Origin of the sequence: Paraglaciecola sp. (genome assembly GCF_030730205.1) — a bacterium.
Taxonomy (GTDB): domain Bacteria; phylum Pseudomonadota; class Gammaproteobacteria; order Enterobacterales; family Alteromonadaceae; genus Paraglaciecola.
On sequence record NZ_JANQVQ010000263.1, the window covers coordinates 1 to 9176 of the forward strand.

General features: G+C 42.6%; 6 protein-coding genes. 4 read left to right on the forward strand and 2 right to left on the reverse strand.

What is annotated here, in order from left to right:
* On the forward strand, positions 1–620 hold a 620-nt coding region (locus NWQ57_RS17270), incomplete at its 5' end, for a sulfite exporter TauE/SafE family protein (protein ID WP_306023416.1).
* A gap of 15 nt (positions 621–635) precedes the next feature.
* Here NWQ57_RS17270 and NWQ57_RS17275 read toward each other — a convergent pair.
* Together NWQ57_RS17275 and NWQ57_RS17280 are read right to left on the reverse strand one after the other, a co-directional pair.
* Complete coding sequence (locus NWQ57_RS17275; RefSeq protein WP_306023417.1) at positions 636–2414, reverse strand: sigma-54-dependent Fis family transcriptional regulator; 1779 nt, start codon at positions 2412–2414, stop codon at positions 636–638.
* A 149-nt stretch (positions 2415–2563) separates the two neighbouring features.
* Positions 2564–5008 carry a TonB-dependent receptor gene (locus tag NWQ57_RS17280; RefSeq protein ID WP_306023418.1) on the reverse strand — a complete coding sequence of 815 codons (2445 nt, stop codon included), beginning with the start codon at positions 5006–5008 and terminating at the stop codon, positions 2564–2566.
* Positions 5009–5571: 563 nt separating this feature from the next.
* Between NWQ57_RS17280 and NWQ57_RS17285 the strand changes: the two genes are divergently transcribed.
* From NWQ57_RS17285 to NWQ57_RS17295, 3 genes are all read left to right on the forward strand, one after another.
* Positions 5572–7032, forward strand: coding sequence for a benzaldehyde dehydrogenase (locus NWQ57_RS17285; RefSeq protein ID WP_306023419.1), 1461 nt, complete (start codon positions 5572–5574; stop codon positions 7030–7032).
* 29 nt (positions 7033–7061) lie between these two features.
* Entirely contained in the window at positions 7062–8162 is a 1101-nt protein-coding gene (locus NWQ57_RS17290; protein WP_306023420.1) for an NAD(P)-dependent alcohol dehydrogenase, read from the forward strand.
* Positions 8163–8229: 67 nt separating this feature from the next.
* Positions 8230–9063 carry an alpha/beta fold hydrolase gene (locus NWQ57_RS17295; protein ID WP_306023421.1) on the forward strand — a complete coding sequence of 278 codons (834 nt, stop codon included), beginning with the start codon at positions 8230–8232 and terminating at the stop codon, positions 9061–9063.
* Positions 9064–9176 lie beyond the last annotated feature (113 nt).

The following is a 9176-nucleotide window of genomic DNA, read 5'->3' on the forward strand; positions in this document are numbered from 1 at the left end:
CCATGGCCGTGGTGATACCGGTGCACGGACTTGTGCAGTTGGGCTCGAATGCCAATCGTATGTTATTAACGTTTCGTTTTATTGACAGACATATGTTGCTGTATTTTTCTCTTGGCGGCATTTTAGGTGCTCTCGGTGCTTCGCTGTTGGTGGCCGAATTACCACTCGAATTGATGAAAATTGCGGTTGGATTATTTGTTATTTACTTACTGTGGGGTGTAACACCGGCCATTCGAGAAACCTCTAATTTGTGGCGTATTCTGGCCGGCATGTTGACGTCTTTTATGTCGATGTTTGTTGGTGCCAGCGGTCCTTTAGTGGGCAGTTGTATGCATGTTAATGGTTATGACAAGATGCATTTTACGGCCACATTCTCCAGTTGTATGACGTTTCAGCATTGTTTAAAAGCTTTTGTTTATGGAGCCATTGGTTTTTCATTCTGGCAGTGGCTTCCGCTAATAATTAGCATGATAGCCAGCGGTGCAATTGGTACTTGGGTAGGTATTAAGGTATTGAAAAAGTTGCCCACAGAAAGATTTAAATTAATTTTTAGCATTATTTTAAGTCTGCTTTGCGGACAGTTGATTTGGCAAGGGATAGTTGCACTGTGCAACGGTTAATTTTCTTTTAATGGTCTACTTTTCAAACTTTTTCAAGCGGTACGCTAACTGAGCTCGGCTCAATCCCAATTTCCGTGCCGCCGCAGACAGGTTACCTGCTTCCATTTGTACCGCCTCTGCTAGTAACTTTTGTTCTAATTCATCTAGCGAAAAAGCGCCTTTGGAAAATTGACTAAATTGTTCTATAGCAGATAAATTCGCCCCTTTGCCCAGAACATCACGCTCGCGGGCAAGTTCACCATCCTTAGACACTGAATACACTAACTCTTGAGGTATGGGTTCATTGCGAAATAAATGCGAGAGATCAAGTGCCTGATTGTCATCTGCACTTATGACGCCTCTCTCGACAATATTTTGCAACTCGCGCACATTGCCAGGAAAGTCGTAATTTAGCAGCGCCTTAGAGGCTCTGCGGGTAATGCCGAGGAGCTTTTTATCGTGCAGTTTGCAGTAATGTTGCATAAAGTGATCGAATAACAGTGGAATATCCTCGCGCCTTTCGCGCAGTGGCGGCAAGGCAATGGGAAAAACATTTAAACGATAAAATAGGTCTTCTCTAAATTCCCCACGTTTGACTGCTTCACGTAAATCTAAATTAGTCGCGGCTATGACTCTAACATCAACTTTGATTGATTGAATGCCACCGACACGTTCAATTTCTTTTTCTTGTAATGCGCGTAATAACTTACTTTGTCCTGCAAGGCTCAAGGTGCCAAGTTCATCTAAAAATAAGGTGCCACCATGGGCGCGTTCAAACCGCCCAGGTCGACTGCTTGAGGCGCCGGTATAAGCGCCTTTTTCTACGCCAAACAACTCAGCTTCGAGTAAATTATCGGGGATGGCTGCGCAGTTAAAAGCGATAAAAGGCTGCTCGCTCCTCTTACTCATTTTATGCAGCATGGTGGCAAATAGCTCTTTACCTACCCCGGACTCACCGGAAAATAATACTGTTGCTTGGGTTTTTGCGACTTTCGATAGTGAGTGACAGGCCGCTGTAAAAGTAGCCGACACGCCAATAATTTGTGAGCCATCTGCTTGAGTTTGCGGTTTAGATTTAATGATGTCGAGTACGTCTGACTGACCACTTAGATTGACACTTTCGTTTAAAAAATCGAGTTCACGCTCTCCTTCTGGCCATAAATTGGCCGACTTGCCAATGATCTTACACTTTTGGTGTCCCATGGCCTTGCACTCTGTTTCACGAAATATGACTAGCGAGCCAATTAAACCTGAAACATAACCAATAGCGTAACCTAATTCAATCCAACAAACCGGCTCAGTACCAATGCCATAAGATGCAATATGCTGTTCACTTTCACAGCTATTGTGCCAATAAAATTCGCCAGTATATGTGCCTTTCGTTTCATCAAATTCAAAGTAAACTGGCTCTACTTTTACCACGCCTTCTAAGCCATGAAGTTGAGCTCCGGCGATAAATATTGCTGCTGGCTCCGCATCAGGCCAGCGCTGGCGAACTAACTCTGCATCTCTGGCTCCAGAATGATATCCCGTTCGTGACAATAAACGTCTAGCTGGATCGCGGCCTAATCGTTCAATAAGTTCTTGGCGCAAAAAACCAAAAGAGGATGAATGCATTAACAGCATACGTTGGTCGTTTAACCAAATACGCCCATCGCCGGGAGAAAATGTGAGGCACTCTGTTAATTCTTCAAGGCTTGGGGAATTATGGCCGGTCAACTGTGTGGAGTTACCCTTTAGTATCGAGTGGAACTGGCTGTTGGACAGTTCTGCTAAGGACACTCTTGTTGTATTGGTTTGTTTAGATTTTGGCATTACACCACCTAACTATAACTGATGTGTGATTATCTAGAATAGTAAGCTTGAGGTAAACATAATGTAAGTTAGTTTGATTTTTAATCAGTGTACTTACCCATACACTACTCTTCAAAAAGGGGCTAGTGTATGGGTATATTGCGTCATAATCAGAAGTGATAACCTAAGGTTAAAGACCACTGCCTAGGTGCAGAATAAACCACTTGAGTGGTACCGACATCTGCATTTTCAAAACCACTGACTATTAACCGTTTATCGGTCAAATTGTCTCCACGTAAAGTGACATCCCATTTTCCATCATCAGACAGATACTTCAACGAGGCGTTTGCCGTACTAGCTGCTGGCTGGTTAGTACCGGCTACATTTTCAGAATTATTGGCTATTTCAGAGCGATAGGCCCAATCGGCCAATATCACCCACTCAGCGCCTGACGTTAGTGGTATGTTATAACGAAGGCCTAAGGTTGCCGAGTTTTTGGGGGTGTTCACAAACAGATCGGTTTTTTCGATGGCGGTACCTTCGTTTAATTCGGTGTAAGCCGCATCGATATAACCTAAGGCTAGATTAACAAACAGATCATCGGTGACTAGAAATTGCCCTTCAAATTCCAAGCCTTTAATCACACCTGCCGCCGCATTTTCAAAGAAGGGAGATAGCCCGCGACTGACAGTGACTTGAATATTTTCGTAATCAGTATGAAACATCGCAGCATTGATTTGCGCACGATTATCCCAAAAACGCGATTTTATTCCTAGTTCGTGGCTGGTCGCTGCTTCTGGCTCGAAAGTAGGCACTACATTACCTGGTTCAGGCAAGGTTAAACGGGTTGTCCAACCGCCGGATTTAAACCCCTCAGAATAAGAATAGTAGGTCATGATATTGCCACTCAATTTGTACTGAGCACCCATATGGACTGAGGTATCGTTAAAGTCTAATTTATTAACACCAAGTGGAAATACTCGTGTTAAATCAGTTTGGTCGGGGTAAAGAAAAGAAGGAAATCCGACTTTAATACCAAATCCATTAAGTTCTTGTTGTTGTCCTTCAAACTGTTTATTTTCTTCGGTATAACGCAAGCCAAAGGTAAGGCCAAACTCCTCTGTTACGGCATAGTTAAGGTGGGCAAAAGCGGCTACTGCTTTGTTTTCCAGAAAGTTGGGACCATAAACTTGCACCAAGCCAGCGGCGAATATTGGGGTATCAAGCAACATGCCTTCTTCACTAAAGTAATACAAACCAGTAACCCAATCGAGTTTATCGCCAAAGGCTTTGCCTGTCAGTTGTAACTCTTGAGAATATTGTTTTTGCTCTGTGTAGAAAGAGGTATCTACCAATATTAGCGGCGCTCCGCTGTTATCCACGCCAAAACTGGCCTCTAATTTACGAAAGGATGTTATTGACTTAAAGTCAATGGAATCAACTAAACTCCAGTCAACGGTTAAGGCAGTTCCCCAGGCATCGAGGATCGAAAAGTTACTGCCGGTAGCATAAGTGGTGTCAGGATCACCGGTAATATAACGATCATCAATGGGTAAGCGATTGTTGTTAGGATTGTCATCAGCGTTGGCACCAGCAAACGAGGTGCCAACCACACCGCGCACGCCACACGCTACGCCCAAACCTATTTGCTCAAGGGTCGCCACATCTAAACCAATACAAGTATTGTAAAGACTGGCTAAACTCCCTTCGCTATTGACCGCAATTAAACTGGAAGGCGCTGCCGATTCGTTAGTATGTGACATATCTGATGTCCAAGTAATATCAATATCTGAACTGGCGCGATAAAGCAATTTTAATCGTGCATTGGTGCCATTTTCAGCCCCTGACTGATTGCCATAGGAGGCTTGATTTTCGACGGTATTAAATTTACCCACATCATTGATAAATTGTTCTGCACCAGCAAAATGAATGCGTTTCTGATAACCATCACGGCGTTTTGATGAAAATGAAAATTGACTGAATAGATTGTCGCTTAGCGGTACATCAGCCGACACACGAATATCTTGTCGATTAAAACTTCCCAGAGTGGTTTCTGTTTGAAAATTAAAGTCTTCGTCTGGCGCACTGGTAGTAATACTAATTGCTCCTCCAATGGTGTTACGACCAAAAAGCGTACCTTGCGGTCCTTTTAATACTTCAATACGTTCTAAGTTAAGGGTATCAACTACCGCGCCAATAGTGCGAGCATAATAGACTCCATCGACATATAAACCTACTCCAGGCTCAAGGTTAAAGGCAAAATCGTTTTGGCCAATCCCACGAATAAAAGCACTAAGAACAGATGACGAACCAGCAAATGGCGAGGTGGCATCCATCTCGACATTTGGAATAAACGCCGAAATTTCAGTGACATTTGAAATGTCATTGTCACGAATGGAATCAGCACTTACGGCAGAAATAGTAATAGGAACTTCTTGCACATTCTCCACCCGTTTTTGAGCGGTCACGCTTATCACCTCTAATCCAGCTTGTTCTTTCTTATTACTACTATTGTTATTTTCTTGGGCCATAGCGGGTAGTGACGAAGCCAATAAACCAATAGTTAAGGGTAAGGGTAGTTGTCTTGCTAGCTTGCTGAGCTTAAAACGCATCATTTTTCTCCGTACAGGTTAATTTTATTGTTAATGTGAAGTAAGTTTGTGGGTCTCAGCAAGAATGGAGCCATCTTGATATATTATGGTTAACCTATTGTTATTTAATGATTTATTTAAATGGTTTGGTGTTAAAGTGGCAAAATGGATATTTATCAAATAATGAAATTTTAATTGGATGTTATTTTAAAGTAATAAAATTGTTGGCATAAATGGGGCGAGAAAGTGAAGGGATAAAAAGGCCAATCAATGTTCCAAGTTCACTAATAAGCGCTAGAGCATTACTTTTTAGTCGTCATATAGTATTAAATGTGAGTTGCCAACTAAATTGATTTCATCATATCAGCAAGTCAAATAATCCAATTTTACTCATTTGAGCAATTTTCCTGAAGGAGTGATTACTTTAGTGTTTTTCTAAAAACTTGTGTTCTTTAATGCGAATACAAGCCCCACTTAACTTTGTTAAGCATTGAGATTAAATATTAACAAATTATTTACTTTGGCATGGGAATTGCCATTTCAGTTTTTTAAACCGCTATTTATTAGCGCTAAACTGGAACAATGAAATGACAACGTCCCTGCTCGATAACGCTCCTTGGCAACAACATCTGTTTAACGGTGACTGGATAAAGGCCAGTAATGGCAATATTGATGTGATTGAACCTGCAACTGGCAAAATTCTAACAAGTTGCGGGCAAGCTAATACTCAAGATGTTTTAAAAGCAGCCAGCAAGGCAGCAAAAGCACAAAAGGAATGGATGAAGGTTACGCCCCGTGACAAAGCGCAAGTTTTTCTAAAAGCAGCAGATTATTTGCAACAAAATTTTGCCGAATTTAGTCTGATTATAGCCCGAGAAACGGGAGGTATTATTCCTAAAGGCCAGCTAGAAATCCAAGAAACCATCGTTATTTTGCAGCTGGCGTCCAATATGGTTTTACAACCTAATGGAGTGACTTTACCCAGTCCGGTTGGTCGTAGCTCTACCGCTAAACGCATGCCCCTTGGTGTAGTTGGTGTTATTTCTCCATTTAACTTCCCAATGATATTGAGTTCACGTTCGGTCGCTCCAGCTTTGGCGACGGGTAATGCGGTTGTATCAAAACCGGATCCTCAAACACCAGTGTCAGGTGGATTTTTGTTGGCTATGGCACTTGAGCACGCAGGCTTACCCAAAGGTGTGTATCAGGTCATGCCCGGTGGCGTAGATGCCGGTATTGCCATATGTGAAGCACCGGAAATTGGTTTAGTGTGTTTCACTGGCTCAACGGCTGCCGGTCGCAAAGTAGGGGAAGCCTGTGGACGTAACCTCAAAAAAGTGTCGTTAGAACTTGGTGGTAAAAATTCGCTGATTATCTTAGAAGACGCCGATTTAGATGTAGCAGCAAGCAACATAGCGTGGGGTGCATTCTTGCATCAAGGTCAAATCTGTATGGCTTCTGGGCGTATTTTAGTGCACTCCAGTATAGCACCAGCAATAACTGCAAAAGTCATTGAAAAAGCTCGCCATTTACCCATGGGCGACCCGGTTTCTGGTTCGGCTATTGGGCCGTTGATTAACGAAATTCAAGTGCAAAAAGTGACGCAAATTGTCGAGGATTCTATCGCCCAAGGAGCCGTACTTGAAATTGGTGCTTGGACGGATAATTTATTTTATGCCCCGACAGTATTAACTAACGTAAAACCGGGTATGCGCTGTTTTGAAGAAGAAATTTTTGGGCCAGTAGCTAATATTGTCACATTTGATAATGATGAAGAAGCCGCTAAATTAGCCAATCTTGGTAATTATGGCTTAGCTGCAGGCATCATCAGTAATGACGTTAGTCGAGCAATAATCCTTGGTGAACAGCTCAACGTTGGTTTGCTGCACATTAACGATCAAACGGTCAACGATGAATGTATTAATCCCTTTGGTGGTTGTGGTGACTCTGGCAATGGCAGCACAGTGTGTGGTCCATCAGATTGGGATCTCTACACCCATTGGCAGTGGTCAACTATGCGGATCACCGCGCAAGCAAAACCGTTTTAGATATTAAAAGCCAAATTTAGGAAACCAATATGAAAATTAAAGCTGCCATTGCACGGTTTGCAGGTCAACCCTTATGCATCGAAGAAATTGATATTGAAGCGCCCAGAGAACATGAGATTTTAGTTGAAGTTGTCGCTACCGGAGTCTGCCATACCGACCTTGTGGTGCGGGATGGCATGTTACCCACGCCTTTGCCAGTTGTGCTTGGACACGAAGGTTCAGGCATAGTTAAAGCAGTTGGTAGCCATGTGACAAGTATCCAACCCGGTGATCACGTTGTGATGTCGTACAATACCTGTGGTGCATGTCCAAGTTGCGATGATGGTGATAAAAGTTATTGCCATGAGTTTTTTCCACGTAACTTTTTTGCAGTCAGAGAAGATGGCAGCAGTGCTTTGAGTCAAAATGATAAAATGATCCATGGAAATTTTTTTGGTCAGTCGTCATTTGCATCATTTGCCATTTGTCACGAATCCAACGCGGTTAAAGTCGATAAAAATCTACCACTTGAACTTCTTGGTCCTTTAGCCTGTGGTATGCAGACAGGTGCCGGAGCCGTGTTAAACGCTTTAAAAGTAGAAGCGGGCAAAAGTTTTATCGTTTTTGGGACCGGTTCAGTGGGTCTTTCGGCTGTTATGGCAGCCAATAGTGTGGGAGCTAAAACCATAATTGCGGTTGATACCCAAACCTCTCGACTTAAGATTGCGCGTGAACTGGGTGCAACACATACCATTAATCCGACAGAACAAGATGTTGTTAGCCAAGTAATGAAAATCACCGGTTGCGGGGTTTATTACGCCCTTGATACTACGGGTATTCCGGCGGTTATCCGCTCAGCGGTTGAGAGTCTGGCGCCCAGAGGTACCTGTGGCATTTTGGGCGCCTCTGGTCCACAGGCAGAAATTGTCTTGAATGAAACCCATTTTATGAGTGGCGGACGTCGATTGAAAGGCATAGTTGAAGGCGAAGCCGATCCGCATAGCTTTATACCCAAACTTATTGAGATGTACCTTAATGACCAGTTTCCGTTTGATAAGTTAGTCACGTTTTATTCTGCAGATAATATAAACCAAGCTATTAACGATACTAAAACTGGGGTAACCATCAAGCCAATAGTGCGTTGGTCATAAACAGCATAAGTCAGCATGGGGCGGTCAGTAAGACCGTCTTTGTGGTAACTCACAGTAGGATAAATTCATGCATCAAGAACAATATATTGAGGTAAATAATACCTCCATTCGCTACCAGGATTCAGCCGGTGAAGGTGATGTCGTGTTACTCACCCACGGCATAGGTTCGTCACTCGAAATTTGGGCTGAGCAAGTGAAAGGTATGTCAGTAAACTATCGAGTGATAGTGTGGGATATTCCGGGACACGGCCTATCTGGTTTTGGCAAACAACCCTATGAAATTGCCGATTTCGCCCAGTTTGCTTGGGAATTTTTAGACAAGCTCAAAATTCAAAGGGTAAATTTAGCAGGAAATTCAATGGGGGGTGCAATTTCAATTCAAATGTATGGACTACAGCCAAACAGAGTCAAAAAAATAGCCTTGCTAAACTCAGCTACGCTTGGCCGTGATACGCCACTACCATTCAAACTGATGTGCTTGCCTTTACTTGGTCGTCTTATGGCTCAGCCCAATCAAATGGCAATTGATCAACAAATAAACGCCATATTTTTCGAACCAGCTGCGGTATCTGCCGAACTCTTATCGGTCGTAAAACGCAATGTACTGCGTGATGGTGCCCAGCAAGCTTTTTTAAATACCTTAAAAAGAATGACCTCGGTGTGGGGACAAAAAAATAGCTTAGTTAACAAAGCTAAAGATATTCTTTCTTCTAGCAAAATACCGATACTTTATATGCATGGTAGACAAGACCAAGTGATTCCATATTGCCATTCACAAGCAGGACAACAAATAACGCCTAATTCAAGTTTAGAAATTATTGAAAATTGTGGACATACACCGCAAGTTGAAATGCCGTGGAAAATTAATACTCTACTTAGTGATTTCTTCGCACAAAATTGAGTTGACTACATGAATGTTGTCGAATGTTTAAGACACAATTTGTCAGTATTTCAATTTTTGTCTAGGGCCTGTTGATCTTTGTAGTACATAAATCAATCAGCCCACATTGGTAG